Here is a 25597-nt window from a genome sequence, read left to right as displayed (position 1 = left end):
TCATGACCAGTAGTGAGGCCGTTCGCGTCCGATTCTGTCCATCCCCGACCGGCACTCCCCACGTGGGACTCGTGCGGACCGCGCTGTTCAATTTCGCGCAGGCCCGGCACGACGGTGGCACCTTCGTCTTCCGCATCGAGGACACCGACTCGTCGCGAGACAGCGAAGAATCCTACGAGGCCATCCTCGACGCCTTGCGCTGGCTCGGTCTCGACTGGGACGAGGGGCCGGAGGTGGGCGGACCCTACGGTCCCTACCGGCAGTCCGAGCGGCGGGAACTCCATGCCGACGTCGTCGCCCGCCTTCTCGAGGCCGGCGAGGCCTACGAGGCGTTCTCGACCCCGGAAGAGGTGGAGGCCCGGCACCGCGCCGCCGGACGCGACCCGAAGCTCGGGTACGACAACTTCGATCGTGACCTGACGCCCGAGCAACGTGCGGCCTACCTCGCCGAAGGACGTAAACCCGTTGTCCGCCTGCGGATGCCGGACACCGACCTCACCTGGGACGACCTCGTGCGCGGCACGACGACGATCAAGGCGGGTACCGTTCCCGACTTCGCGCTGACCCGTGCGACCGGCGATCCGCTCTACACGCTGGTCAACCCGGTCGACGACGCGATGATGAAGATCACCCATGTGCTGCGCGGCGAGGATCTCCTGTCGTCGACTCCGCGGCAGCTCGCGCTGTACGACGCGCTGATCCGAATCGGCGTCGCCGACGCCGTGCCGGCCTTCGGGCACCTGCCCTTCGTGATGGGTGAGGGCAACAAGAAGCTCTCCAAGCGCGACCCCCAGTCGAACCTCTTCCACCATCGCGACCGCGGTTTCATCCCAGAGGGTCTGCTCAACTACCTCGCGCTGCTCGGCTGGGGTTACAAGAGTGATGTCGACGTCTTCAGCCTGGCCGAGATGATCGCGGCTTTCGATGTGCGACAGGTCAACTCGAACCCCGCACGGTTCGATCAGAAGAAGGCCGACGCCATCAACGCCGAGCACATCCGGATGCTCGAGGTCGCCGACTTCACGGCGCGGCTGCGGTCGTATCTCGTCGCGCAGGGCAAGCTCCCCGAGAGCGCCGACGACGAGACCTTCGCGGCTCTGGCCGAACTCGTGCAGACGCGTATCCAGGTCCTCGGCGACGCCTGGGACCTCATCTCCTTCGCCTACGTCTCCGACGACGAGTTCACGATCGACGGGAAGGCGGCGAGCAAGAACCTGGGCGCCGACGCGGTGCCGGTCCTGGACGCCACCATCGCCGCGGTCGAGTCGCTGGACTCCTTCACCACCGCCGCACTGCAGGACGCACTGAATGCTGCGCTGGTGGACGATCTGGGGCTCAAACCGCGCAAGGCGTTCGGTCCCGTACGCGTGGCGGTGACCGGCTCCCAGGTCAGTCCGCCGCTCTTCGAATCGATGGAGATCCTGGGTCGCGACAAGACGCTCGCGCGGCTGGCCTCGGCACGGGAGATCGCAGCCAAATAGTGCCGCTGAGCTGCACGTTTGTGGACTTACGGTAACCCTTTGATACTCTCTTTCTCGGCAGTTTTCCGCAAGGAGAACCAAGCCAATGGGGTATGGTGTAATTGGCAACACAGCGGTTTCTGGTACCGCCATTCTAGGTTCGAGTCCTGGTACCCCAGCGGACAGAAAGAGATCGAGACCGTGCTAAGGTCTTGATCGCCGGAAGTTCCCATGGCCCCGTCGTCTAGCGGCCTAGGACGCCGCCCTCTCAAGGCGGTAGCGCGGGTTCGAATCCCGTCGGGGCTACGAGAAACACCCTTCCTCTGCGATGCAGGGGGAGGGTGTTTTTCCTTGCGCGACAGACCATCTCGTCCGTGTTGCGATGATCACACCGAAACACGGACGAGGGTCGGAAGGTGTCGCGCCGGGACTGCGGTCAGAGGAATTCGGCGGTGGTGCCCGAGGCCGGCATCTCGGGGATGCCGAGCTTGCGGTGGTCCCAGGAACGGGTGCGGGACGGACGGATCCGGACGGCGACGCGCTTGTTCATCATCTGCTCGACGAATGGTCGCGACTCTTCGGTGTAGGGCGCTGTGTAGCGTTCCCAGACGCTGATGCCGACCTTCAGGCACGAGTCCGGGTCGTCGAGGATCTCGGCAGTGCCCTCGAAGGTGACGCCGCGCAGTGTGTCGTAGGTGTCACCGTCCTCGATCATCACCGAGCACCGGTTGTTGCGACGGATGTTGACCGCCTTCTGCGACTTGGATTTGGTCTCGAACCAGATCTCGCCGTCGATGATCCCGTACCACATCGCCACGAGGTGGATGCTCCCGTCCGCTCCGGTGGTGGCGAGGGTCGCGGTCCGGCTGCGCGCCACGAACTCCGCGATCTCGGCCTCGGACATGACGATCTGATTGCGTTGGTTGACTCCCATTCCCCGACGCTAGCCCACCGGCGGGTCCATCGGAACCGCTCCGGGTGCAACGGCTCTGGGTCAGGGACGTGCGGCCTGGAGGCGTTTGTGGATGGCGTCGGCGGCGGCGAGCAGATCGGCGGCCCAGCGTGCACCGGGTCGTCGGCCCATCCGGTCGATCGGCCCGGACACCGAGATCGCGGCGACCACGTCACCGTTGCCGTCGCGCACGGGAGCCGACACACTCGCGACTCCGGCGGCGCGTTCACCGGCACTCTGGGCCCACCCGCGCCGGCGGATCTCGTGCAGTGCGCGCTCGCTGAAGACGCTGTCCGGCACGAGCGCGCGCTGGGTGGCAGGGTCGGCCCAGGCGAGGAGGACTTTCGCCGCGGACCCTGCGCTCATGGGGAAGCGGGTGCCCACCGGCACGGTGTCACGCAGGCCGGTCGGTGGTTCCATCGCGGCGACGCAGACGCGTTCGGCACCTTCGCGGCGATAGACCTGAACCGATTCGCCGGTGATGTCGCGGAGCCGGGGGAGGACCATGAGAGCCGACTCGGTGACGGGATCGTGTGCCGAGGAGGCGAGTTCGCCGAGGACGGGGCCGGGCTGCCAACGGCCGGTGACATCCCTGGTCAGAAAGCGGTGCGTCTCGAGTCCCACGGCGAGTCGATGTGCCGTCGCCCGGGGCAGACCGGTGCGTTCGCAGAGTTCGGAGAGATTGCACGGCGCCTCGGCGATCGCGTGCAGCACCGCCACGGACTTGTCGAGCACTCCGATTCCGCTGCTGACCGCGGATGCGGTATCCTTTCCCATAGGACGATACTAGCTGTCCAAATAGTGAGATGCACGTTCGAAACACAGCCAGAACGTCAACACCGCGTGCAGAGTCCGAAGAACCCGAGCAGATAACGAGTGAAGCCATGAGCAACAGCCCAGCCCAGCCGCTGACTCTCGCCGAGAAGGTGTGGCGCGACCATGTCGTCGTCCCCGGTGACGTCGATGCGTCCGGCAACACCAATCCCGACCTGATCTACATCGATCTCCACCTCGTCCACGAGGTCACCAGCCCCCAGGCCTTCGAGGGTCTGCGCCTCGCCGGTCGTCCGGTCCGCCGACCGGATCTGACCATCGCGACCGAGGACCACAACGTCCCGACGGTGGACATCGACAAGCCCATCGCCGATCCCGTGTCGCGGACCCAGGTCGACACGCTGCGCAGCAACTGCGAGGAATTCGGCGTCCGCCTTCATCCCATGGGTGACGCCGAGCAGGGCATCGTCCACGTGGTCGGGCCGCAGTTGGGCCTGACCCAACCCGGCATGACCGTCGTGTGCGGTGACAGCCACACCTCGACGCACGGTGCCTTCGGAGCGATCGCGATGGGTATCGGTACCAGTGAGGTCGAGCACGTCCTGGCGACGCAGACCCTCTCGCTGCGCCCGTTCAAGACGATGGCGATCAATGTCGACGGCGAGCTCCCGCCCGGTGTGACGAGCAAGGACCTGATCCTCGCGATCATCGCGAAGATCGGCACCGGCGGCGGACAGGGTTACGTGCTGGAGTACCGCGGGGAGGCGATCCGCAAGCTCTCCATGGAAGCGCGGATGACGGTGTGCAACATGTCGATCGAGGCAGGCGCCCGGGCGGGGATGATCGCACCCGATGAGGTCACCTACGAGTTCCTCAAGGGCCGCCCGCATGCCCCGTCGGGTGCCGATTGGGATGCTGCCGTTGCCTATTGGGACAGTCTGTGCACCGATCCCGGTGCCACCTTCGACGCCGAGGTGCACATCGACGCCGCCTCGCTGACCCCGTTCGTCACGTGGGGGACCAATCCGGGACAGGGTGCACCGCTCGGCGCCGCGGTACCCGACCCGGCGGAGTACGGCGACGAGGTCAAGGCTAGTGCCGCGGCCAAGGCGCTGGAGTACATGGGCCTCGAGCCCGGAACGCCGCTGCGCGACATCAAGGTCGACACGGTCTTCGTCGGCTCCTGCACCAACGGGCGGATCGAGGACCTGCGCGAGGTCGCCGGCATCCTCAAGGGGCGCAGGGTCGCGGACGGGATGCGGATGCTCATCGTGCCCGGTTCGATGCGGGTGCGTGCACAGGCCGAGGACGAAGGTCTCGGCGAGATCTTCCTCGCGGCCGGCGCCGAATGGCGGCAGGCCGGGTGCTCGATGTGCCTCGGCATGAACCCCGACCAGCTCGCCCCGGGCGAGCGGTGTGCGTCGACCTCCAACCGCAATTTCGAAGGGCGCCAGGGCAAGGGTGGCCGAACGCACCTCGTGTCTCCGGGAGTGGCAGCGGCCACCGCGCTGCGCGGCACCTTGTCCGCGCCCGCCGACCTGGACTCGCAGCCGGCGCCCGCCGATCTCGGTTGAGTCACGGTCCGACCCATATCCCAGCCACATCATTCGAACAGGGGCTTTTCTCATGGAACCGTTCACCGAACACACCGGTATCGGTGTCCCGCTGCGTCGCAGCAACGTCGACACCGACCAGATCATCCCGGCCGTCTATCTGAAGCGGGTGACGCGCACCGGCTTTGAGGACGGTCTGTTCGCCGGTTGGCGGACCGATCCCGACTTCATCCTCAACAACGAGCCCTGGAGCCGCGGGTCGGTCCTGGTCGCCGGTCCCGACTTCGGCACCGGGTCGTCGCGTGAACACGCGGTCTGGGCGCTGTCCGATTTCGGCTTCCGCGTGGTGATCTCGTCGCGTTTCGCCGACATCTTCCGCGGCAACTCGGGCAAGGCGGGTCTGGTGGCCGCACAGGTCGAGCAGTCCGACGTCGAACTGCTGTGGAAGCGCCTCGAGGAGAATCCTGGCCTCGAAGTGACGGTGAGCCTTGTCGATAAGACGGTCACCGCCGGAGACCTCGTGGTGCCGTTGGCAATTGATGACTACACGCGGTGGCGTCTGATGGAGGGTCTCGATGACATCGGACTCACGTTGCGCCAGGTAGAGGCGATTTCCGAGTACGAGTCGGCGCGTCCGGCATTCAAACCGCGCACCCTCGCGGACTGATTCCGCACCGCCGCGGCGGGGTCATCTCGCCGCGGCGGCACCGTCGTGAGCTGCCATGCCATTTCGCAACACGGCGTCCTAATTGGCGTGGAAGATGGACGTTTTCACATCCGACGTTTACCGTGTGTTGGTAGCTGGCCGAAACTCGGTCAGATCAGCTTGCGGAGGTACTCATGAACAAGGCGGAGCTCATTGATGAGCTGACCAAGAAGCTCGACGCGGATCGCAAGACTGCGACTGAAGCCGTCGAGCTCGTCGTCGACACGATCGTGCGCGCAGTCAACAAGGGCGAGAGCGTGACGATCACCGGCTTCGGCGTATTCGAGAAGCGGAAGCGCGCACCGCGCGTCGCCCGTAACCCGCGCACCGGCGAGACCGTCAAGGTCCGCGCGACCTCGGTGCCGGCGTTCCGTCCGGGCGCTCAGTTCAAAGCCGTTGTGGCGGGCAAGCAGAAGCTGTCCGCGACCGGTCCGGCGGTGAAGCGCGGAAGCGGGGCCACCACCACGGCAGCCAAGAAGGCTGCGCCGGCGAAGAAGACGGCCGCCAAGAAGACGACCGCCGCCGCCAAGAAGACCACGGCGGCCAAGAAGGCTCCGGCGAAGACCACGGCGGCCAAGAAGACCACCGCGGCCAAGAAGGCTCCGGCGAAGACCACGGCGGCCAAGAAGACCACCACTGCGGCGAAGAAGGCTCCGGCCAAGAAGGCGGCGCCGGCGAAGAAGGCCACCGCGGCGAAGAAGGCTCCGGCCAAGAAGACTGCCGCGAAGAAGACCGCGGCGAAGAAGACCACCCGTCGCTGACCTGCGGGACAACCGCGGTCGACGACCACAATTCAGCCCCCGGCGTACTTCCCCCGCCGGGGGCTGAATCGTGTTCGGGGTCAACCGGCGGGGGGCGCGGGACTCAGGCTGTCGGGAGCGGCCCGGCGATGTGATCGGCCGCCACCAGCCGGCCGTCGAACAGGGACAGAACCCACACACTGCCCTTGCGGTTGGAGGCCTTGGGAAGCGGGATCGAGTCGCGCTCGGACCACCAGTCCATGAGGGGCGGGATCACCTTGCCCTGACTGCAGACCGCCAGGGTCGACGTCGTGTCGGCGGCGAGTTCGAGGATCCGGCGTTGCGCCGCTGCCGGATTGGTCCGATACGTCTCCTCCGACAGATCCGGCTCGCTGTGCAACTCGACCCCCAGCCGGTCGCGTAGCGGTTCCAGGGTCTGCTCACAGCGGACGCGATCGGCCGAGTGCACCCGGCTCGCCCCGAACGCAATCAGCAATGGGGCGAGGGCGGCGGCTTGCGCCCGGCCGAGTTTGTCGAGGGGCCGCAACCGGTCGTCGCCCTTGTAGGTCGAGCGCCGGCCGGCCTTGGCGTGCCGTACCAACAGGAACGTGTGCAGGTCCGCGGGTAGCCGCACGAACTCCTCGAGGATCGTGCGATCGAGCGGATAGCTCAACATCTCCCGGGCCTCGTCGACGGAGAGCCACCGCAGCTCGTCGACCTCGTGCCCGGCGACGAACTCTCCGTCGGACGCTCGCGCCGACCAGTAGCGCACATGCTTGCGGGTACTGCCGAGGTCGTAGTGGACGTCGTCCAGGTGCCGGCCGAGAACGACGTGTTGGCCCGTCTCCTCGGCGATCTCGCGCACCGCCGTGTCGATGAGGGTCTCGCCCGGCTCGGCCTTTCCCTTGGGCAGCGTCCAGTCGTCGTACTCGGGGCGGTGGACGACCGCGATCTCGACATCGTCGATCTCGGCGGCATCGTTCCCGGTCGGACCGGGGACAACCGGTCGCCAGACCACACCGCCGGCGGCCCACACCTCATTAGTCTTCTTCGCCATGTCGATGGTGATCGTAGAGGTCGAAGGTTACGCGTCGGTGCCGGTCACGAACTGGTCTCCGGCCGACGACGATTGCGCCGCATCATCTGTCGCTGATGGTCGCGCACCTCTTCGCCCTCGGCGGGTGAGGCCACCCAGCTCCCGTCGGACTGCAGGACCCAGCAGCGGGTCCGCGGATCGAGGGCGGAGGCGAAGATGTCACCGAGTTCACCGGCCAGACGCTCGTCACGGACGTTCACCATGACCTCCACGCGCCGATCGAGATTGCGGTGCATCATGTCCGCGCTGCCGAACCAGTACTCGTTCTGCGCACCGAAATACAGGATTCGGGAGTGCTCGAGGAACTGCCCCAGGATCGACCGCACGTGGATGTTGTCGCTGTAACCCTCGACCCCGGGCCGCAGCGCGCTGATGCCACGGACCACGACATCGACGGGTACCCCGCTCTGCGAGGCCCGGTACAGCGCATCGATCACCTGCTCGTCGACCAGTGCATTCGCCTTGAGCTGGATTCTCGCGCGCGTGTCGCCGTCGCGGAACAGCTCGATCTCGCGATGGATCCGTTTGATGATGCCCGCCCGGATGCCGTGCGGCGCAACGAGGATGTTGCGGTACTCCTGCTTGCGGGAGTAACCGGTCAAGGTGTTGAACAGGTCGGTCAGGTCGGCGCCGATGTCGGGGGCGGCGGTCAGCAGGCCCACGTCCTCGTAGAGCCGCGCGGTCTTCGGGTTGTAGTTGCCGGTCCCGATGTGGCAGTACCGCTTGATCGTCGAGCCCTCGCGACGCACCACCAGGCAGGTCTTGCAGTGGGTCTTCAAACCGACGAGGCCGTAGACGACGTGGACGCCGGCCTGTTCCAGTTTGCGGGCCCACTTGATGTTCGCCTGCTCGTCGAAGCGGGCCTTGATCTCCACCAGCGCGACGACCTGCTTCCCGGCCTCGGCGGCGTCGATGAGCGCGTTGACGATCGGGGAGTCGCCGGAGGTGCGGTACAGCGTCTGCTTGATGGCCAGGACCTGCGGGTCGGCCGCGGCCTGCTCGATGAACCGCTGCACGCTCGTCGAGAACGAGTCGTACGGATGGTGGACGAGTACGTCACCGTCGCGAAGAGTAGAGAACACGCTCTTGGGTGTCTCTCGCTCGCCGAACGCGGGGTGGGTGGCGGGGACGAACGGACGGTCCTTGAGATGCGGGCGGTCGAGCGCGTAGATCTCGAAAAGTGATGACAGATCGAGGAGTCCGGGCACCTGGATGACGTCGGCGGGGTCCACCTCGAGCTCGCGCAGCAACAACTCGAGCATGTGCTCGCTCATGTCGTCGGCGACCTCGAGCCGCACCGGCGAGCCGAACCGACGGCGCGCGAGTTCCCGCTCGAGCGCCTGGAGGAGGTCCTCGTCGCGGTCCTCTTCGACCTCGAAGTCGGCGTTGCGGGTGATCCGGAAGACGTGGTGCTCAACGATTTCCATACCCGGGAACAACGTCCCGAGGTTAGCCGCGATCAGACTCTCCAACGGTAGGAACACCGCGCTCCTGGCGGCCTTGTCGTCGTCGGGCGCCCGAGCGGGCGACAGCCGGTCGACGCGGATGAAGCGGTTCACGTTGTCCGGTACCTTGACCCGCGCGAAGTGCTCGCCGCTCTCGTTGACGTCGCGGACCGTGACCGCGAGGTTCAGCGACAACCCGCTGATGTACGGGAACGGATGAGCGGGGTCGACCGCCAGGGGCGTCAGGACCGGAAATACCTCGTCCTGGAAATAATCGGTCATCCGCGCCTGCTGCTCGGCGGTGAGCTGCGACCAGGACACCACGTAGATGTCGTTGTCGGCGAACGCCGGTCGGACCGAATCGAGGAAGACGCGCGCGTGCCGGTCGGCGACGGTCTGCGCGCGTCCGGCGATGCGCATGAGTTGTTCTCGCGGCGACAGGCCGTCGGCGGACCGGACCGACAGGCCGGTCTCGTCGCGCCGCTTGAGTCCGGCCACCCGCACCATGAAGAACTCGTCGAGGTTCGAGGCGAAGATGGCGAGGAACTTCGCACGATCGAGGAGCGGCAGGGAGATGTCCTCGGCGAGCGCGAGCACCCGGGAGTTGAAGTCCAGCCAGCTCAATTCCCGGTTGAGGTAACGGTCCTCGGGCAGGTCGGCGGATTCGTCGGGCACCAGGGTGGCGGCCGGCGGGGCGTGCGGGATCGGTGTCGTGGTGACCGTGGCGGTCTGCGATACGTCATCGTCGGCGGGGCTCACCCCCCAATGATGACCCATCGCCGTCCCCGGCGTACACGCCCGCCGGTCGGACGCTTGTCGAGTGCGGGTCGGGGTCAGAGATGACGCAGCGCAGCGACGGTGTGCGGTCCGAGGCCGAGCTCGCGGGCGACGCCCAGGTCCGCCGCGGTGTCGACGTCGGTGCGCAGGTCGGCCCACTCCCGGCCGGCCGGGTCGAGTTCGACGGCGCCGGCGGCCCGGTGGGCGGCCGCCGAACCGGGCCCGAAGCGGGGAGCGGGGACGTCGGTACCGGTGCCGTGCAGCAGCACCGTCCCGGATCCGTCCCGGTCGGTGACGAAGCTCGAGCGGTGTTCACCGGCGGCGCGCAACACGGCGGCGACGGACGTGCTCGTCGCCGCCGGCAGATCGGCCTGCACGTACATCAGGCCCGTCGACTCGGGCCACGCCTCGCGCGCCCAGCGCGCACCGTCGACGAACGCGGAGTTGAGACCGGCGTCAGTCGGTGACCGGTGCGGCGACTCCCGCAGGCCGCGCATGCCCGAGCGCCGCGCCGCGGCGAGTACCTCGTCGTCGGGGCTGACGACGACGAGCCGAGAGATCCCGGCGCCGCGCAGGGCGTCGACGGTGTCGAGGAACATCGCCAGGACGAGGGAACCCCGGGCGACGGGGTCGTCACCCTCGAATGCGGTGGACAGCGTCGCCGCCAGTCGTGACTTCGCGCGGTGCAGATTCTTGACCGCCAGCACGGCCGCGACCGACGTCGCGACGGGCTCGTTGCCCCCCGCGTCGACGATCGTCGAGTCGGCGCCCGCGCCGACGGTGCTGTGTTCCATGCCGACCATCATGATGCACCGACCCCTGGTCGGTGACATTCCGGGTCGGCCATACCCGGCAGGGCACTAGGGTGAGCAGGGTCGGCCGTCCGGCCGGCGCCGGCGGTGGGAATACGGAATTGGGCTTGCCCGGTGGGAGGTTGCGGTGCGCGCGGCGGTGATGGGTGCGGGTTCTTGGGGAACCTCGGTGGCGAAGGTGCTGGTCGATGCCGGTACCGACACCGTGATCTGGGCGCGGCGACCCGAACTCGCCGAGGCGATCAACACCGAGCACGTCAACGCCGACTATCTACCCGGCATCGCGCTGCCCGCCGCGCTCACCGCGACGAGTTCGGCGGTCGATGCGCTGCTCGGCGCCGACGTCGTCGTCTGCGGTGTCCCGTCGCAGTCGTTGCGCCCCAACCTGACGCAGTGGACGCCCTACATCGGGTCGGATGCGTCGCTGGTGTCGCTCGCCAAGGGCATCGAATCCAACACCCTGCTACGGATGAGTGAGGTCATCGCCGAGGTGACCGGTGTCGCCGACGACCGGATCGCGGTGCTGACCGGGCCGAACCTGGCACGCGAGATCGCGGAGGGTCAACCGGCGGCGACCGTGATCGCCTGTGCCGACGAGGCGCGGGCGGTGACGCTGCAGAGCGCGTTCAGTACGCGATACTTCCGGCCGTACACCAACACCGACGTCGTCGGATGTGAGATCGGCGGCTCTGCGAAGAACGTCATCGCGCTGGCCTGCGGGATGGCCAGCGGCATCGGGTTCGGTCAGAACACCCTGGCGACGATCATCACTCGTGGGCTCGCCGAGACGATCCGGTTGGGTGTCGCGGTGGGCGCGCAGATCGAGACGCTGGCGGGTCTCGCCGGGATCGGGGATCTCGTCGCGACGTGTTCGTCGCCGTTGTCGCGCAACCGCACGTTCGGCGCGCGGCTGGGGGAGGGTGCCACCATGGCGCAGGCTCAGGAGGCCACCAACGGGCAGGTCGCCGAGGGCGTCAAGTCGTGCTCGTCGGTGCGTGCGCTGGCCGAGCGACACCAGGTGCCGATGCCGCTCACCGACGCGGTCCACCAGGTCTGTCACGACGGCATGTCGGTGGCCGACGCGGTCAATTCGCTGTTGGGCCGCAGCACCAAGCCGGAGATCTACCGGGACTGAGCGCCCGCCGCCGATCAGCCGAAGTCGAGCGGTCCCCGTTCGAGGGTGCGGTCGATCAGTCCCGAGATGTCGGTGATGGGTCCGTTGCCGGCGTTCGTCGGAATCCACATCGCGACATAGGGTCGGTGGTCGACGCACACATAGGCCTGGCCCGAGCCGTCGACCGTGTCCGTGATGAACCACTGGACCCCGGCCTGGCCGGCGGCGTGGATCTCCTGGAGATTGCTGGTGGGAGACAGCTCGGCAGGTCGGGTCACCCCGCACCGAAGTGTCATGTCGTCGCCCGGGCCGGTCGACGGCCACGTCGCGCGGTCGCCGGAGACCTCTTTGGTGCCGAAACCCTCGAAGGTGTCCGGTGCTTCGGTGAGCAAGCGGGTGCACTCCGCGGCGACCGGGCCGACGGAGTCGTAGGACTCGATCGGGGTCACCGGATCGGGGCGCAGCGCGGCGAACACGATGAAGCCGGCGAGCACCATCACGGGAATGGCTACCAGGGTCGCGACGAGTGCGGGGCTGAGACGTCCGCCGCCGCCATACCGCGCGGAGTCCTCGGCGGATTCGCCGTCGACGGGATCCTGCTGGGTGTCATCCGAACCTGCTGACGTCACCCCACAACAGTAGGAGTCGGTCTGCCGAACCCGCGCACGGGGACCCGTCAGGATCACCCGTCGTCGGCGGCCGGCCGACGCCCCTCAGCGCGTCGTGGGGACCACCGGGCAGGTCAGGGTGCGGGTGATCCCGTCCACCTTCTGGATCTGCGGAACCACGTTCTCGGTCAGGTGGGTGGCATCGGAGGCGTCGACCCGGACGATCACGTCGTACGGCCCACTGACCTCTTCCGACGAGGCGACCCCGGCGATCTCGGCGATGGTCGCGGCTGCGAGGGCGGCCCTGCCGACCTCGGTCTGGATCAGTATGTATGCCTGAACCACGGACATCCTCTCCGTCTGTGTCGTTCCCGGGCCACATCGTATGGGGCACATCGTCGACACGGGCTGTCGTACCGGCGGCTCGGCGCATGCGCGGTCGTCGGGCAGTGCACGACTGCCGCGGGCGGCCGGACTGTTGCGGATCGCTCTCGCCCGGCGGCCCCATACACTGTGGCACACATTGTCACCGACAACCCCGTGCGCGCGCGACCGGAAGAGGAAAGGCCCCGACGAGTGACCTTCGACGAGACAGGTCGGCAGGACCGCGCGATCGACCGGACCGACACGGTCGGGGCGATCGGTGAGCGTGCCGTGATCGCCGCGTTGACCGCGTCCGCGACCTCTGGTGAGCCCGCCGACGACATCGTGATCGGATCCGGTGACGACGCAGCCGTTCTCGACATCGGGGGATCGGCGGTGATCAGCACCGACACCGTCGTCGAGGGGCGCCACTTCCGATTCGACTGGTCGACGCCGGAGCAGGTCGGCGCCCGCGCGGTGGTGCAGAGTGCCGCCGACGTCGCCGCGATGGGCGGCCGCACAACGGGTCTCGTCGTGTCCATCGCGTGTCCGTCGGACACGCCGGTCGGCGTCGTCCTCGACCTCAACGACGGCGTGGTCCGCGCGGCACACGGACAGGGGGCCCGGGTGCTGGGCGGCGACCTCGTCGCGGCCGGTCAGGTGGTGGTGAGTGTCACCGCGGTCGGCGCGCTCGAGGGCCGGCCCCCGGTCTCGCTGGGCGGTGCCCGGCCTGGTGACGTCCTCGCGGTGAGCGGTCCGCTGGGGGCCAGCGCCGCGGGACTCGCGGTGCTGTCCGATCCGCGTCCGGTGGTCAGCGATTGGTCGGAACTGGTTGCACTGCACCGAGTTCCGAAACCCGACCTAGCCCAGGGGCCGGTCGCCGCGGCGGCAGGTGCGCACGCCATGACCGACATTTCCGACGGTCTGGTCGAGGAACTGCTCACGATGTCGAGGGCTGCCCAGGTCGCCATGACCGTGCATGGCGACGCCGTACCGCGGCGCCCGGATCTGGCTGCCGCGGCAAGCGAACTCGGGGCGGACGTCGACCGCTGGGTACTGGCCGGCGGCGAGGACCATCACCTGCTCGCGGCGTTCGGCGGGCCCACGGTGCCGCCGGGGTGGACCGTCATCGGCTCGGTGGGGGAGAAGTCCTCGTCGGCGCCCGAGGTCTGGGTCGACGACCGCCGGGTCGGCGGGCCCGACGGTCTCGAACTGCACGGGTGGCAGTCCTTCGCCGACCCGACTGGTGACTGAGGTCCCCGGGACGCACCATTAGAGTCGCCTCATGGCGATCTACGCACTCGACGACCGAGAACCGGTCCTGGGACAGGACACCTACGTGCACCCGGACGCGGTGGTGATCGGCGCGGTCACCCTGGGCGACGGTGTCTCGGTGTGGCCGGGCGCGGTACTCCGCGGCGACTACGGGACCATCACCGTCGGCGCCCGCAGCAACATCCAGGACGGCACCGTCATCCACTGCACGGTTCTCGACCCGACCGTGATCGGCGAACGGTGCGTCGTCGGACACAACGCGCACATCGAGGGCGCGACGATCGGAAACGACTGCCTCATCGCCTCGGGATCGGTGGTCCTGAACGGGTCCACGGTCGGCGACGGCGCGATCGTCGGAGCCGGCGCGGTGGTCCCGTTCAAGTTCGACGTCCCCTCGCGACGGATGGCGCTCGGTGTACCGGCCCGGCTCCGCGACGGCTACGAGGTACCGGAGGGGCACACCGAACTCAACTGCGAGATGTACTTCCAGAACGCGCAGCACTATCGCACCGCCCTGAAACGACTGGACTGACGACCGCCCACGACGGAGGCAATCGAGTGACCGCACCACCCAAACCCCTTGCCGAACTGATCGACCCGGGCTGGGCGCAGGCGCTCGCCCCGGTCGAGCCGCTCATCACCGAGATGGGCCGGTTCCTGCGCACCGAGATCGCCGAGGGGCGGCGCTATCTGCCTGCGGGACAACATGTCCTGCGGGCATTCACGCGCCCCCTCGACGGCGTGCGCGTGCTGATCGTCGGGCAGGATCCATACCCGACGCCCGGACACGCCGTCGGACTGAGCTTCTCGGTGGCGCCCGACGTGCGCCCGATCCCGCGTTCCCTGACGAACATCTACACCGAGTACTGCGCCGATCTCGGTTACCCCATGCCGACCACCGGGGATCTCACGCCGTGGGCGGACAACGGCGTGCTGCTGCTGAACCGCGTGCTCACGGTGGCCCCCGGCGAGCCGGCCTCTCACCGGGGGAAGGGCTGGGAAGAGGTGACCGAGTGCGCGATCAAGGCGCTTGCCGCCCGCGACGAGCCGCTCGTCGCGATCCTGTGGGGCCGGGACGCCGCGGGACTGGAGAAGTGGCTGCCCGACGTCCCGACCATCGTGTCGGCGCATCCGTCACCGTTGTCGGCCTCGCGCGGGTTCTTCGGGTCCCGACCCTTCAGCCGGGCCAACGAGGAACTGATGGACCTCGGGGCCGAACCGGTGGAGTGGCGTCTGCCGTGACCCTTCGAGGCTCGTCGACCTCGACGCGCTCCTTCGTCGCTTGCTCGGCCCGGCGGCTGGCGCTCCTCGCACCTCAGTACCTGCGGCCTGGCGGCCGTCGTGGATCGTGAAAGAACACTCTTGAGCGTCCACATCTCTGCTCCCTGAGGTGCGAGCGAAGCGAGCCACGAAGGGCTCCGCAACCTGTCTCACCAGGCCCTTCGTGGCTCGTCGCTGGCGCTCCTCGCACCTCAGGGAGCAATGGTCATGTCGTTCTTTCGGATCAGGGGGCGGTGGTGGCGCGGCCCCGGGTGAAGTCCGGCGCGCGCTTGCCGACGAAGGCGTCGACTCCCTCGATGCCCTCGGGCAGTCCGGACCGTTCGGAGATGGAGCGGGCTTCGAGGGCGAGGTGCTCGACCAGCGTGGTGTCGGCGGAGACGGACAACAGATGCTTGGTCATCGCGTCGGCGTCACGGGGACCCGACGCGATGGCCTCGGCGGACGTGCGCGCGGCGGAATCGACCTCGTCGTCGGCGACGATCTCCGACAGCAGCCCCCACTGCTGGGCCTCGTCGGCGCTGATGACGCGGTCGGTCAAGATGATCTGGCGTGCCCGGGCAGCGCCGACAGCGCGGGGGAGGGTCCAGGTGAGACCCCCGTCGGGGGTGAGACCGATACCGCGGTAGGCGGGCCGCAGCCGGGTCGACGGACCACCGACGGCGACGTCGGCGTGCAACACCAGCGACATGCCCGCGCCGGCGGCCCAGCCCTTCGCGGCGACGACGACGGGGCGGTCCGCCTCGTACAGGGCGCCGACGAGCTGATGGAAGTTGTCGGCGATCTCGCGCAGATAGGTCGGGCGGTCGTCCGCACCGGCGAAGGCGCGGACGTTGCCGCCGGCGCAGAAGTTCTTGCCCAGCCCGACGAGCAGGACCGCCCCCACGTCACGCTGTCCACGCGCGACCTCGCGCAGTGCCTGGGTTCCCGCGGCGAGGGCGGCGTCGTCGAGCGAGTTGCCCGCACCTGTCGTCGAGACCGCGATGGTGAGGACGCCGTTGCGCTCGTGCACCAGAGCGTCGGAGGCGTCTACGGCAGCGGGGGTGGTGGGGTTCGATGAGGCCATGCGCGAAACCCTATCGCGCACACACCAAAGACCCGATGCCGGGGAGCTTGCGCTCATGGCATCGGGTCTCGTGCTCTCGAACTCCCACCCGCGGACGGGCGAGGAGGTCAGACAGCTGCGGTCTTGCCGGCCTTCAGGCAGGAGGTGCAGACGTTCTTGCGCTTGCGGTTGCCGGGGGCGACCTCCACGCGAACGGACTGGATGTTCGGGTTCCAGCGGCGGTTGGTACGGCGGTGCGAGTGAGACACCGACTTGCCGAAGCCCGGGCCCTTGCCGCAAATATCGCAGACGGCAGCCATCGTCGAACTCCCTTGGTAGATGATCATGGTCTGGTGGTCAGCCGCTCGGATCGATCGGCACCACCGGTGGGTGTGCGCGCTCGAGGCGAAAGGCAACCCTGCAAGGATAACCAGGTCGTGGTGGCGTGACCAAATCCGAGCCGATCCGCCACCCGGTCCCGCTCGGTCGCGCCGCACGGTCGGACACCCCGAGTAACCTTGCCCACAACCTCATCAGCCGGTCACGTTGCGCGCGAGAGCACAGTACGTCGCGCGCCGCGTCTGCGAGAAAGAGCCACCGTGTGATCGCCCGCACCGTCAACCCGCAGTTGCTGCGCGATTGGGCCCGAGTCTCGGTCGAACAGCTCGAGTCGCTGCGCGGCGAGATCAACGACCTCAACGTGTTCCCGATCCCCGATTCGGACACCGGGAGCAACATGCTCTTCACGATGCGGGCCGCGGCCGAGGCGGTCGAGAAGGCGCCGCCCGACGCGTCGCTGCCCGAGGTCGCCCGCGCGATGGCCGACGGCGCGGTGGCGCAGGCGCGGGGCAACTCGGGGATCATCCTCTCGCAGGTGCTGGTCGGACTCGCGGACGGTGCGGAGATCCTGGGCGACACCGACGCCCTGACCTTCGCCGAGTTGTCGACGCTGGGTCTGCGTCTCGGTTCGCTCGCGGCGACCCGTGCGGTGAGCGAACCGCGCGAGGGTACGGTCCTCACGCTGGTGCGGGTCGCCGCCGAATCGGCCGCGGCGCACGAGCACGAGTCCCCGGCCGACCAGGTGCGCGCCGTCGCCGACGACTGCGCCGAAGCGCTCGAACGCACCCCGGAACAGCTGTCGGTGCTCGCGAACGCGGGCGTGGTGGACGCGGGCGGGCGTGGCTTCCTCGCGATCGTGGACGCCATGGTCAAGGTCATCACCGGCGTCTCGCACCGCCGCCGGCGTTACCGGGGCATCCTCACCGACAGCACCACACTGGGTCACGGACCGGACGACAGCTGCCTCGACGGGAGCGACCAGGATTTCGAGGTCATGTACCTCCTCGACGGCGCGGCCGGTGAGCAGATCGCCGAACTGCGCGAACGTCTGGACGAACTCGGCGACGCGGTGGTGATCGTCGGCGACAGTTCCAGCGGTGAGGGCGAACGCTTCTCGGTACACGTTCACACCTGCCACCCGGGTGCGGCGGTCGAGGCCGGCGCGGGCATCGGGCAGCTCTCGGATGTCCGGATCACCTGCTTCGCGCTCGATGCCATTCGCACACAGGCGGATTCGGCTGAGCCGCCGCCTCGGCACAAACGGGCCGTGGTGGTCGTCGTGTCCGGTGACGGCGCGGCCGAACTGTTCGGCGAGGCCGGTGCGGTCGTGCTGCGCGCCGACGACGGACTCTCCGCCCACGAGCTGGGCCGCGCGATCCGCGACACCGACAGCGCGCACGTCGTCGTCATGGCCAACGGCGCATTGACATCGCAGGATCTCGTCACGGTCGCCACCGAGGTGCGGTCCACCCAGCGTTCGGTCCTGATGCTGCCGACGTCGTCGATGACCCAGTGCCTCGCCGCTCTCGCCGTGCACGATCCGAGCGAGGTCCCCGACGTCGACGCCTACGCGATGGCCGAGGCCGCCGCCGGGGCACGCTGGGGATCGCTGCAGTCGGCAACCACGAGGATGATGACGCTGGCGGGGATGAGCGAGGTCGGTGACGTGCTGGGGCTGATCGGCGACGACGTGCTCGTCGTGGCGCCGGATCAGACGTCGGCGTGCACCGCCCTCGTCGACCTCATGCTCTCCACCGGAGGCGAGCTCGTCACGGTGCTCGCCGGGGTCGAGGTCGACGAGGCCGCCCTCGAGGCCGTCGAGGAGCAGATGCGGCGCAGCTACCCCGGCATCGAATTGGCGGTGTACCGCACCGGACAGCGCACCGATCTCGTCCAGGTGGGTGTGGAGTGACCGAACTGGCACTGTCGGATTCGCTGTCCGACGTCCTGGGGACCAAGCCCGCCGAACAGCTCGCCACCGTCGGCGTGCACACGGTCGGGGAGCTGTTGCGGTACACGCCCCGCCGGTACATCCGACGCGGCCACGTGGTCGACCAGGAGCGGCCCGAACCGGGTGAGTGGCTGACGATCGTCGGACGGATCACCAAGTCCGATCTCATCAAGATGAGGAGCCGCAAAGGGTCGTTCCTCAAGGTGAAGGTCACCGACGACAACGACGTCTACGAGGCCAGCTTCTTCAACGCCCACCGCCTCAAGGGGCTGTTCCGACCCGGTGCACGGGTGATGATGGCCGGCGCGGTCAAGTACTTCCGCGACCAGATCCAGTTGTCGCATCCGGAATGGATGATCCTTCCCGACGGCGATCCGGAGATCGAGGACGTCGTCGGTTCCAAGATGCTGACCGAGATGTACGCGATCGAGGAGCAGATCACCGGAGAGCGCGGCGATCACCCCCTGGTCACCATGTTCGACCGCGACATCCTGCCGATGTACCCGGCCAACAAGAACATTCAGACCTGGGACATCCTCGGCGCGGTCCGTCGGGTCCTGAGTGAGAGCGCGCCGATTCCCGACGCACTCACCGAAGCCGAACGCCGCGCGCGGGGTCTCGTCAGCACCGACGAGGCGATCCGCAAGATCCACCTGCCCGATGCCGAGGACGACGTGAAGGTCGCCGCCCATCGGCTGAAGTTCGATGAGGCGCTGGCCATCCAGACCGTGCTGGCGCAGCGCCGGCTGGCGGGGCGGAGCGAGTCGGCGCCACCGTGTCCACGCGTGCCCGGCGGTCTCGAGGACAAGTTGCGTGACCGACTCCCGTTCACCCTGACCAACGGTCAGGTCGAGGTGGGGGAGGAGCTCGCCGAGGATCTGGCCCGCGCGCAGCCGATGTCGCGGCTGTTACAGGGCGAGGTCGGGTCCGGGAAGACACTCGTGTCGTTGCTGGCAATGCTGCGGGTCGTCGACAACGGGTACCAGTGTGCCATCCTGGCCCCGACGGAAGTGCTTGCCGCACAGCACTACCGGACGATGAAGACGATGCTGGGCGACCTCGCCGAGGCGGGCGAACTGACCGCGGCCGACGGCGCGACGCGCCTCGCGCTGCTGACGGGTTCGATGAAGACCAAGGGCCGGCGCGAGACGCTCCTCGACGTGGTGACGGGCCAGGCCGGGATCGTGATCGGGACCCACGCGCTCCTCGAGGACAAGGTCGAGTTCTTCGACCTCGGACTCGTCGTGATCGACGAACAGCACCGCTTCGGCGTGGAGCAGCGAGATGTGTTGCGCGGCAAGGGTCGCGACGGACGGATACCGCATTTCCTCGTGATGACCGCGACGCCGATCCCGCGGACCGTCGCCATGACCGCCTTCGGTGACCTCGAGACCTCGGTCCTCCGGGAGCTGCCGCGCGGCCGGCAGCCGATCACCACGTCGGTGGTGCCCACCGGGAAATCCTCATGGGTCGACCGGGTGTGGTCGCGCGCCAACGAGGAGATCGACGCCGGCCGTCAAGTCTATGTCGTGTGCTCGCGCATCGGCGACGGGCCCGAACCCGAGCCCGACGACAACGAGGAGAAGGGCCCGCGGACGACCTCGGTCCTCGAGCAGTACGAGGCCCTCGTCGCCGGCCCGTTCGCGCACCGACGCGTGGAGCTCCTGCACGGCCGCCTACCCGCCGACGAGAAGAACGCCGTCATGGATGCTTTCGGTCGGGGCGAGGTGGACGTGCTGGTGTCCACCACCGTCATCGAGGTGGGTGTCGACGTGCCCAATGCGACCACGATGGTCATCGTCGATGCCGATCGGTTCGGCGTGAGCCAGCTGCATCAGTTGCGCGGTCGTGTGGGACGCGGGCGGCATGCGGGTCTGTGCCTGTTGATGACGAATGCCCGGGACGGCTCGCCGTCGATGGACCGCCTCCGCGCCGTGGCCGGTTCGAACGACGGATTCGAGCTCGCGCGAGTCGATCTCGAGCAACGGCGGGAGGGTGATCTGCTCGGGTCCCTACAGTCGGGCGTCAACACGTCGTTGCGGTTCCTGTCCCTGCTCGATGACGTCGAGGTCATCGAGGACGCCCGCGATCTCGCGGAAGACGTGGTGAGCGAGGACATCACGCTGCTCGAACACCGGCCGCTCGCCGACCTCGTCGACGGAATCCTCGTCCCGAACAAGATCGCGTACCTCGACAAGTCCTGACCGGCTCGGCCCGAGGCCAGTTGTCGCGTGTCGGTGCGCCTGGCGCCACGTTCTGCGACATCGGTACCCGGCCGATCGACACACGGAACCAGAAGGTCGCCGTGTGCGTCTGAGAATGCATGGTGATGCGTTCGCCGACGCTGCGACGACTCCGCATGCGGATCCGATGGATGCGCTGGACGCCGCGGGACTCGCCGTCCTGGTCGCCACGGCAGTGGGCGGTGCTCGTCGCCGCGGTCGTCACAGCAGTGGTGGTCGCCGTCGGCGTCGACGCCTTTCGGGCCGGTCCCGACACCGACCCGAGGATTCGGGCGATGGCGGGGCAGGCGGCGTCGCTGCTCGCCTCGATCCCGATCAGTGCGGGGCGTACCGACCGACAGGATTACGACCGGTCCGCGTTCGGCACCGCGTGGTCGGACGCCGCGTCCGTACCCGGAGGCGGCAACGGATGCGACACCCGTAACGACGTGCTCGCCCGGGATCTGCGCGACATCCGAGCCGGCCCGACGTCGAGTTGTCCGCGTGCCGTACTGGCGGGCGAACTGCGGAGCCCGTACACCGGCGACTTCGTGGTCTTCCGGCGCGATCGGAGCGCGTCGGCGGTGCAGATCGACCACATCGTGCCGTTGTCGTACGCCTGGGACATGGGAGCGTGGGCGTGGCCGCCCGACCGGCGGTTGGACTTCGCGAACGATCCCGCCAATCTCGTTGCCGTCGACGGGCGTTCGAACCAGGACAAGAGCGACTCCGAACCCGCGCGCTGGATGCCGCCGGTCCGGGGATTCTGGTGCCAGTATGCGATACAGTTCGTGACCGTCACGGCTGCATACAGATTGACGGTCGACGAGCCCTCCCGACGCGTCCTGTCGGAGGCGCTGCGGTGTGCGGACTGACGACCATGCGCCGCCGCGTCAATGCGCGCCCGCGCCCTCCGAGTTGTGCAACAGGTTCAGTCCGACGACACCCGTGAGGATGAGGAAGATGCATCCGAGCCGAGCGAGGCCGGCCGGTTCTCGCAGGAACAGGATTCCGTAGATCGCGGTACCGACCGCGCCGATCCCCACCCAGACCGCGTAGGCCGTGCCCAGGGGGATCGAGCGGATCGCGTAGGCGACACCGGCCATGCTCACGATCACCCCGATGATGAACAGGGCCGTCCACATCGGACGTGTGAAGGTGTTCGACTTCTCCAGAGCTGCCATGTAGATGATCTCGACCAGACCCGCGGTCACCAGGAGAAGCCACGCCACTTCCCGATCGCTCCCGTCTTCGGACATCTGTACGGCGTCACAGTAGGCGGGAGACGGGCGGGATGCGCGCCGAGATCAGTCCGAGAACGACGGAGGTCCTCCCGCCGGCCGCTTCACCTGTGCGAATGCCGAGACGCCCGCGAGCGTCACCAGAGACGAGAAAAGTGCGTCCGCTTCGTCACCGGTCGGGATGTCGGAGAGGACGGGACCGAAGAAATGGTTGCCGTCGATCCCGGTGATGGGGCTCCCGCCGGCCTCGCCCAGAGCATGCTGGCCGCGTTGATGCGACGCGCGCAGGGCGTCGTCGAACGACTCGTCGTCCATGGCCTCGGCCAGGCCGGCGGGGAGGCCGGTGTCGACGAGGATCTCCGACACCGCCGCGGGCGTCATCTCGTCGCCCGCATGGTGGAGCCGTCGGCCGATCGCCGAATAGAGGGGTTCGAGCGAATCGGTCCCGGACTCGTCGACGGCCGCCATCAACACACGTCCGAGTCGCCGCGAGGTGTCGAGTTGCTGCCGCTGCTCGTCGGAATCCGGCTCCTGGTCCTCATTCAGGATGGCCAGACTCATCACGTGCCAGTCGACGGAGGCATCGTGTGCCTGAGCCCGATCGATGAGCCATCGCGATGCGGCCCAGGCGAAGGGGCACACGGGGTCGAAGTAGAAATCGAAGTGGGTCATGAGAACTCCGGTGGTCTCGGACGAATGTGCAAGGGGTTTAGGACTGTGCGGTCAGGGAATCGATCGCGGCGCGCAACTTCACCGCGGCATCACGTGCGACCGGTTCGAGGTCCGGTTCGCCCGAGACCTGGACCATGAGATCGGGGTTCATCGCCTCGACCAGCGTGTGGTCGGGGTTCCCCGGGTCGGAGCGAACGACGACGTTGCACGGCAACAGCAACCCGATCTGCCGCTGGACGCCGAGCGCCCGATGCGCCAGCGGCGGATTGCACGCGCCGAGTATCAGGTACGGCTCCATGTCCTCGTCGAGTTTCGTCTTGAGCGTCGCCTGGACGTCGATCTCGGTGAGGATGCCGAATCCCTGATCGGCGAGCGCGGCTCTGGTCCGTTCGACCGCCTCCGGGAAGGGGTGCGGCAGCGTGGTGGTCAGTGCGAGTGACATCGTGTGTCCTTTCTTGTCGGCCCTCAAGGGGCGTGTACCCGATTCGGGTGAGGTCAATGCTTGAAGCTGATCGACGGGAGGATCCGGCGCAACCAGGATGGTGTCCACCACGCCGCCCGGCCGGTGATGCGTAGCAGCGCCGGCAGGAGGGTGAGGCGGATCAGGACGGCGTCGAGCAGGACTGCCACACCCAGGATGATCCCCATCTCCTTCGGAGGGAGTGGTTGGGCCAGGGCGAAGGTGAAGAAGACGGCGACCATGACCGCAGCTGCGGCGAAGATGATCCGCCCGGAGTGGGCCATGCCGTCGACCTGCGCGGTCGATGGATCCCCGGAGCGTTCGTAGTGTTCTTTGGCGGTGGCGAGGAGGAACACGGTGTAGTCCATCGCGATCGCGAAGATCATGGCGAAGAAGAACACGGGGGCCCAGCCGTCGAGAAATCCCTGAGGTGTGAAGCCCAGCAGGTCTGCCAGGTGCCCGTCCTGGAAGATCAGCTTCGCGACGCCGAACGCCGCGGCGGTGGACAGCAGGCTCACCACAGTGCCGATGAGTGCGATCAGCGGCGCTTGGAGTGACACCAGCAGCAGGACGAAACCGAGGACGAGAATGACGGCGACGACCAGCGGGAAGTAGTCGTTCAGAGCGTGCTGCAGGTCGAGGTTCTCGGTGGGCGCGCCGCCGACGAGAGCGCCGTCGGGCAATGCGTCACGCAGGTCGTCGACGATTGTGGCCATCTGGCCGGCGGACGGGTCGACGGTCGGAAGAGCCTGCATGAGAACGAGGCCCGAGTCGTCCGCGGCCGGCGTCGCGGGAGTGACCATGGTGATCCCCGGGGACTGCGCCGCGACCGCGGCGGCCTGCTGCGCCTCGTCGGCGGGTGCGACGATCTGCAGCATCCCCGGTGCGCCCTCGCCCATCTGCGACTGCACGAGTTCATAGCCCTGGCGGACGGGCGCGTCGGCCGGGACGACGCCGATGGAGGGCATAGCGACCTTCAACCCGACGACCGGGATCGCGAGCGCGACGAGAACAACCAGGGAGCCGGTGGCGACAGCCCACGGATGGCGCTGCAGGAAGCCGCCCCAGCGTGCGAACACCGGCGATCGGTGCTGCTGGCGGCGCGCGTACGGCAGCGAGACCGCGTTGATCCGGCCACCCAGGGCGCCCAGCGCGGCGGGTAGGAGAGTGAGGGTTGCCGCGAGGACGAAGGCCACCGCGAGCATGATGCCCACCGCCATCGTGCGCACCGCCGGTGCCGGAACCAGCAGCACGGCCGACAGGCTCACCAGAACCGTGATGCCGGACAGCAACACCGCCTTGCCTGCGGTGTCCATCGTCTGCGCCACCGCCGCGCGCATGTCGTCGCCGTGCTCCCGGACCGAGTCGCGGAACCGCGACACCAGGAACAGTGCGTAGTCGATGCCCAGCGCCAGCGCGAACATCATCGCGAAGTTCATGGCCCACACCGAGATCGGGGTGACCTGGTTCAACAACACCAGGCCGCCCGCGGATGCGACGAGACCGGCGATGGTCAGCAACAATGGGAGACCGGCCGCGACGAGCGACCCGAAGGCGAGCACCATGATCGTCAGCGTGACCGGCCATGAGAACAGCTCGGCCTTGATCATCGCGTCGTGATTGGCCTCGTTGAAGTCGCTCCACAGGGCCGAGGCACCCGTCGGGTACACCTCGATCCCGTTTCCGGACAGGGCGATCAACGCGTCCTTGTGCTCATCGACAGCGCGCACCATCTCGTCGGTGTCGGCGGCCGCGCCCACTATGACGATCCCGGTGTGGCCGTCCGGGCTGATCGACGTGCCGGGCTGTGGCGGGACGACCTGGGCGAACCGGCTGTCCGTCCCCGCCAGTGCAGCGATCTCGCCGACCACCTCTCGAATCGCGGGACCGTCGACCGTGTCGCGCTCGGAGTGGACGACCACATGGACCGCTGCCGACGAGTTCCCGCCGAAATGTTGCTGAGCCAGCTCGCGGACCTGCACGGACTCCGACCCGTCGGCCTGCCAGCCCGCGCCCGCGAGTGCGGAAAACACCGACGGCGCCGCGGCTCCCAGGACGAGCAGGACGAGGAGCCACACGCCGAACACCCAGCGGGCGTGCGCGGCCATGGCCGCACCCCACCGGCCGAGGCCCCCGGGCGGGGAGCCCGCGGGGTCGGTAGTGGTCGCCTCGTCGGACAGAGGTGTGATCGGCGCCATGGATTTCCTTTCGTATATACCCCTGGGGGTATCCGCCTGGCGGCTAACATACCCATGGGGGTATCTTGACGTCAAGAATTCAGCACCCAACCGGACGTCGGTGGTGCACGACAGCGAGGAGGCCTCGATGGCCGATGACAAGAGGCCCCACGTGGCCGTCGGCGACGATGCGATGAGTGCCGTCCTCAACCGTCTACGCCGAGCGCAGGGGCAGCTCGCCGGCGTGATCGCGATGATCGAGGCCGGGCGTGACTGCAAGGATGTGGTCACCCAGCTCGCCGCGGTGTCCCGCGCGCTCGACCGCGCCGGCTTCAAGATCGTGGCCTCGGGAATGCGGCAGTGCATCGAGACCGTTGACGGTGAGCAACCGCCGTTGACCGAGGCAGAGCTGGAGAAACTCTTCCTCGCACTCGCCTGAGGCGCCGACCGTGGATCTCGTTGGGGACTCCGAAACTGCGGCGTTACTCTGAGAACGGCACTGTCCGGGCGGTTGCGCCCGGAACCACCGAAGTCGAG

Annotated in this window: 25 protein-coding genes and 2 tRNA genes; 14 read left to right on the top strand and 13 right to left on the bottom strand. The window is 68.1% G+C overall.

Features of this window, described 5'->3' with window-relative positions; all coding sequences use genetic code 11:
• Window positions 1–2: 2 nt before the first annotated feature.
• The 3 genes from gltX to AS181_RS13760 all read left to right on the top strand — a co-directional run bounded on the left by gltX (window position 3) and on the right by AS181_RS13760 (window position 1766).
• Window positions 3–1481: a glutamate--tRNA ligase gene (gene gltX, locus AS181_RS13770; protein ID WP_058252127.1), complete on the top strand. Its 1479-nt coding sequence runs from the start codon at window positions 3–5 to the stop codon at window positions 1479–1481.
• An 86-nt stretch (window positions 1482–1567) separates the two neighbouring features.
• A tRNA-Gln gene (locus tag AS181_RS13765) sits at window positions 1568–1639 on the top strand.
• A gap of 54 nt (window positions 1640–1693) precedes the next feature.
• Window positions 1694–1766, top strand: a tRNA-Glu gene (locus AS181_RS13760).
• A gap of 130 nt (window positions 1767–1896) precedes the next feature.
• Here AS181_RS13760 and AS181_RS13755 read toward each other — a convergent pair.
• Both AS181_RS13755 and AS181_RS13750 read right to left on the bottom strand, forming a co-directional pair.
• Window positions 1897–2394, bottom strand: coding sequence for a PPOX class F420-dependent oxidoreductase (locus AS181_RS13755; RefSeq protein ID WP_058252126.1), 498 nt, complete (start codon window positions 2392–2394; stop codon window positions 1897–1899).
• Between the two features lie 60 nt (window positions 2395–2454).
• Window positions 2455–3189 (bottom strand): IclR family transcriptional regulator, encoded by a 735-nt coding sequence (locus AS181_RS13750; RefSeq protein ID WP_058252125.1) that lies wholly within the window; start codon window positions 3187–3189, stop codon window positions 2455–2457.
• 107 nt (window positions 3190–3296) lie between these two features.
• On the opposite strand from AS181_RS13750, the gene leuC reads away from it, so the two are divergent.
• The 3 genes from leuC to AS181_RS13735 all read left to right on the top strand — a co-directional run bounded on the left by leuC (window position 3297) and on the right by AS181_RS13735 (window position 6206).
• Window positions 3297–4760: a 3-isopropylmalate dehydratase large subunit gene (leuC, locus tag AS181_RS13745; RefSeq protein ID WP_058252124.1), complete on the top strand. Its 1464-nt coding sequence runs from the start codon at window positions 3297–3299 to the stop codon at window positions 4758–4760.
• Window positions 4761–4812: 52 nt separating this feature from the next.
• Window positions 4813–5406: a 3-isopropylmalate dehydratase small subunit gene (gene leuD / locus AS181_RS13740; RefSeq protein WP_058252123.1), complete on the top strand. Its 594-nt coding sequence runs from the start codon at window positions 4813–4815 to the stop codon at window positions 5404–5406.
• Between the two features lie 173 nt (window positions 5407–5579).
• Window positions 5580–6206, top strand: coding sequence for an HU family DNA-binding protein (locus tag AS181_RS13735; RefSeq protein WP_058252122.1), 627 nt, complete (start codon window positions 5580–5582; stop codon window positions 6204–6206).
• 103 nt (window positions 6207–6309) lie between these two features.
• Here AS181_RS13735 and AS181_RS13730 read toward each other — a convergent pair whose 3' ends face one another.
• The 3 genes from AS181_RS13730 to cofC form a co-directional block, all read right to left on the bottom strand.
• Window positions 6310–7242, bottom strand: a complete 933-nt coding sequence (locus tag AS181_RS13730; protein ID WP_058252121.1) for an NUDIX hydrolase — start codon at window positions 7240–7242, stop codon at window positions 6310–6312.
• Window positions 7243–7286: 44 nt separating this feature from the next.
• A complete protein-coding gene (locus AS181_RS13725) occupies window positions 7287–9485 on the bottom strand; it encodes an RNA degradosome polyphosphate kinase (protein WP_058252193.1) in 2199 nt (732 codons plus the stop codon).
• Window positions 9486–9559: 74 nt separating this feature from the next.
• Window positions 9560–10297 (bottom strand): 2-phospho-L-lactate guanylyltransferase, encoded by a 738-nt coding sequence (gene cofC / locus AS181_RS13720; RefSeq protein ID WP_058252192.1) that lies wholly within the window; start codon window positions 10295–10297, stop codon window positions 9560–9562.
• 145 nt (window positions 10298–10442) lie between these two features.
• On the opposite strand from cofC, the gene AS181_RS13715 reads away from it, so the two are divergent.
• Window positions 10443–11450 carry an NAD(P)H-dependent glycerol-3-phosphate dehydrogenase gene (locus AS181_RS13715; protein ID WP_058252120.1) on the top strand — a complete coding sequence of 336 codons (1008 nt, stop codon included), beginning with the start codon at window positions 10443–10445 and terminating at the stop codon, window positions 11448–11450.
• A 14-nt stretch (window positions 11451–11464) separates the two neighbouring features.
• Here the strand turns inward: AS181_RS13715 and AS181_RS13710 are convergent, their stop codons facing one another.
• Both AS181_RS13710 and AS181_RS13705 read right to left on the bottom strand, forming a co-directional pair.
• Window positions 11465–12058, bottom strand: a complete 594-nt coding sequence (locus tag AS181_RS13710) for a DUF3515 domain-containing protein (protein WP_058252119.1) — start codon at window positions 12056–12058, stop codon at window positions 11465–11467.
• 84 nt (window positions 12059–12142) lie between these two features.
• Complete coding sequence (locus tag AS181_RS13705) at window positions 12143–12388, bottom strand: Lrp/AsnC ligand binding domain-containing protein (protein WP_058252118.1); 246 nt, start codon at window positions 12386–12388, stop codon at window positions 12143–12145.
• A 225-nt stretch (window positions 12389–12613) separates the two neighbouring features.
• On the opposite strand from AS181_RS13705, the gene AS181_RS13700 reads away from it, so the two are divergent.
• From AS181_RS13700 to AS181_RS13690, 3 genes are read left to right on the top strand one after another with little or no spacing between them, the layout of a single operon-like run.
• Entirely contained in the window at window positions 12614–13654 is a 1041-nt protein-coding gene (locus AS181_RS13700) for a thiamine-phosphate kinase (RefSeq protein ID WP_058252117.1), read from the top strand.
• A 31-nt stretch (window positions 13655–13685) separates the two neighbouring features.
• A complete protein-coding gene (locus AS181_RS13695; protein ID WP_058252116.1) occupies window positions 13686–14207 on the top strand; it encodes a gamma carbonic anhydrase family protein in 522 nt (173 codons plus the stop codon).
• 26 nt (window positions 14208–14233) lie between these two features.
• Window positions 14234–14917 carry a uracil-DNA glycosylase gene (locus tag AS181_RS13690; RefSeq protein WP_058252115.1) on the top strand — a complete coding sequence of 228 codons (684 nt, stop codon included), beginning with the start codon at window positions 14234–14236 and terminating at the stop codon, window positions 14915–14917.
• A gap of 262 nt (window positions 14918–15179) precedes the next feature.
• Here AS181_RS13690 and AS181_RS13685 read toward each other — a convergent pair whose 3' ends face one another.
• Both AS181_RS13685 and rpmB read right to left on the bottom strand, forming a co-directional pair.
• Window positions 15180–16019: an enoyl-CoA hydratase/isomerase family protein gene (locus tag AS181_RS13685; RefSeq protein WP_058252114.1), complete on the bottom strand. Its 840-nt coding sequence runs from the start codon at window positions 16017–16019 to the stop codon at window positions 15180–15182.
• Between the two features lie 107 nt (window positions 16020–16126).
• Window positions 16127–16318 carry a 50S ribosomal protein L28 gene (gene rpmB, locus AS181_RS13680; protein WP_004023092.1) on the bottom strand — a complete coding sequence of 64 codons (192 nt, stop codon included), beginning with the start codon at window positions 16316–16318 and terminating at the stop codon, window positions 16127–16129.
• A 281-nt stretch (window positions 16319–16599) separates the two neighbouring features.
• Here rpmB and AS181_RS13675 point away from each other — a divergent pair, with 281 nt between their 5' ends.
• The 3 genes from AS181_RS13675 to AS181_RS13665 all read left to right on the top strand — a co-directional run bounded on the left by AS181_RS13675 (window position 16600) and on the right by AS181_RS13665 (window position 21385).
• A complete protein-coding gene (locus tag AS181_RS13675) occupies window positions 16600–18249 on the top strand; it encodes a DAK2 domain-containing protein (RefSeq protein ID WP_058252113.1) in 1650 nt (549 codons plus the stop codon).
• On the top strand, window positions 18246–20492 hold the full coding sequence (gene recG / locus AS181_RS13670) for an ATP-dependent DNA helicase RecG (protein WP_058252112.1): 2247 nt from the start codon (window positions 18246–18248) through the stop codon (window positions 20490–20492). The genes AS181_RS13675 and recG overlap by 4 nt, the downstream gene beginning before the upstream one ends.
• 125 nt (window positions 20493–20617) lie before the next feature.
• On the top strand, window positions 20618–21385 hold the full coding sequence (locus AS181_RS13665) for an HNH endonuclease family protein (protein WP_374193958.1): 768 nt from the start codon (window positions 20618–20620) through the stop codon (window positions 21383–21385).
• An 18-nt stretch (window positions 21386–21403) separates the two neighbouring features.
• Here AS181_RS13665 and AS181_RS13660 read toward each other — a convergent pair whose 3' ends face one another.
• From AS181_RS13660 to AS181_RS13645, 4 genes are read right to left on the bottom strand one after another with little or no spacing between them, the layout of a single operon-like run.
• Window positions 21404–21769, bottom strand: coding sequence for a DMT family transporter (locus AS181_RS13660; protein ID WP_249146091.1), 366 nt, complete (start codon window positions 21767–21769; stop codon window positions 21404–21406).
• A 48-nt stretch (window positions 21770–21817) separates the two neighbouring features.
• Entirely contained in the window at window positions 21818–22423 is a 606-nt protein-coding gene (locus tag AS181_RS13655; protein ID WP_058252110.1) for a mycothiol-dependent nitroreductase Rv2466c family protein, read from the bottom strand.
• A 37-nt stretch (window positions 22424–22460) separates the two neighbouring features.
• On the bottom strand, window positions 22461–22865 hold the full coding sequence (locus AS181_RS13650) for a DUF302 domain-containing protein (protein WP_058252109.1): 405 nt from the start codon (window positions 22863–22865) through the stop codon (window positions 22461–22463).
• Between the two features lie 53 nt (window positions 22866–22918).
• Window positions 22919–25081 carry an MMPL family transporter gene (locus tag AS181_RS13645; protein ID WP_058252108.1) on the bottom strand — a complete coding sequence of 721 codons (2163 nt, stop codon included), beginning with the start codon at window positions 25079–25081 and terminating at the stop codon, window positions 22919–22921.
• A gap of 127 nt (window positions 25082–25208) precedes the next feature.
• On the opposite strand from AS181_RS13645, the gene AS181_RS13640 reads away from it, so the two are divergent.
• Window positions 25209–25499, top strand: coding sequence for a metal-sensitive transcriptional regulator (locus AS181_RS13640; protein ID WP_197414683.1), 291 nt, complete (start codon window positions 25209–25211; stop codon window positions 25497–25499).
• The last annotated feature ends 98 nt before the right edge of the window (window positions 25500–25597 follow it).

This window comes from Gordonia sp. SGD-V-85 (genome assembly GCF_001456905.1).
In the GTDB taxonomy this organism is placed as follows: domain Bacteria; phylum Actinomycetota; class Actinomycetes; order Mycobacteriales; family Mycobacteriaceae; genus Gordonia; species Gordonia hongkongensis.
The sequence above is the reverse complement of the archived record's forward strand: the minus strand, read 5'-3'. Positions and strand labels throughout refer to the sequence as shown.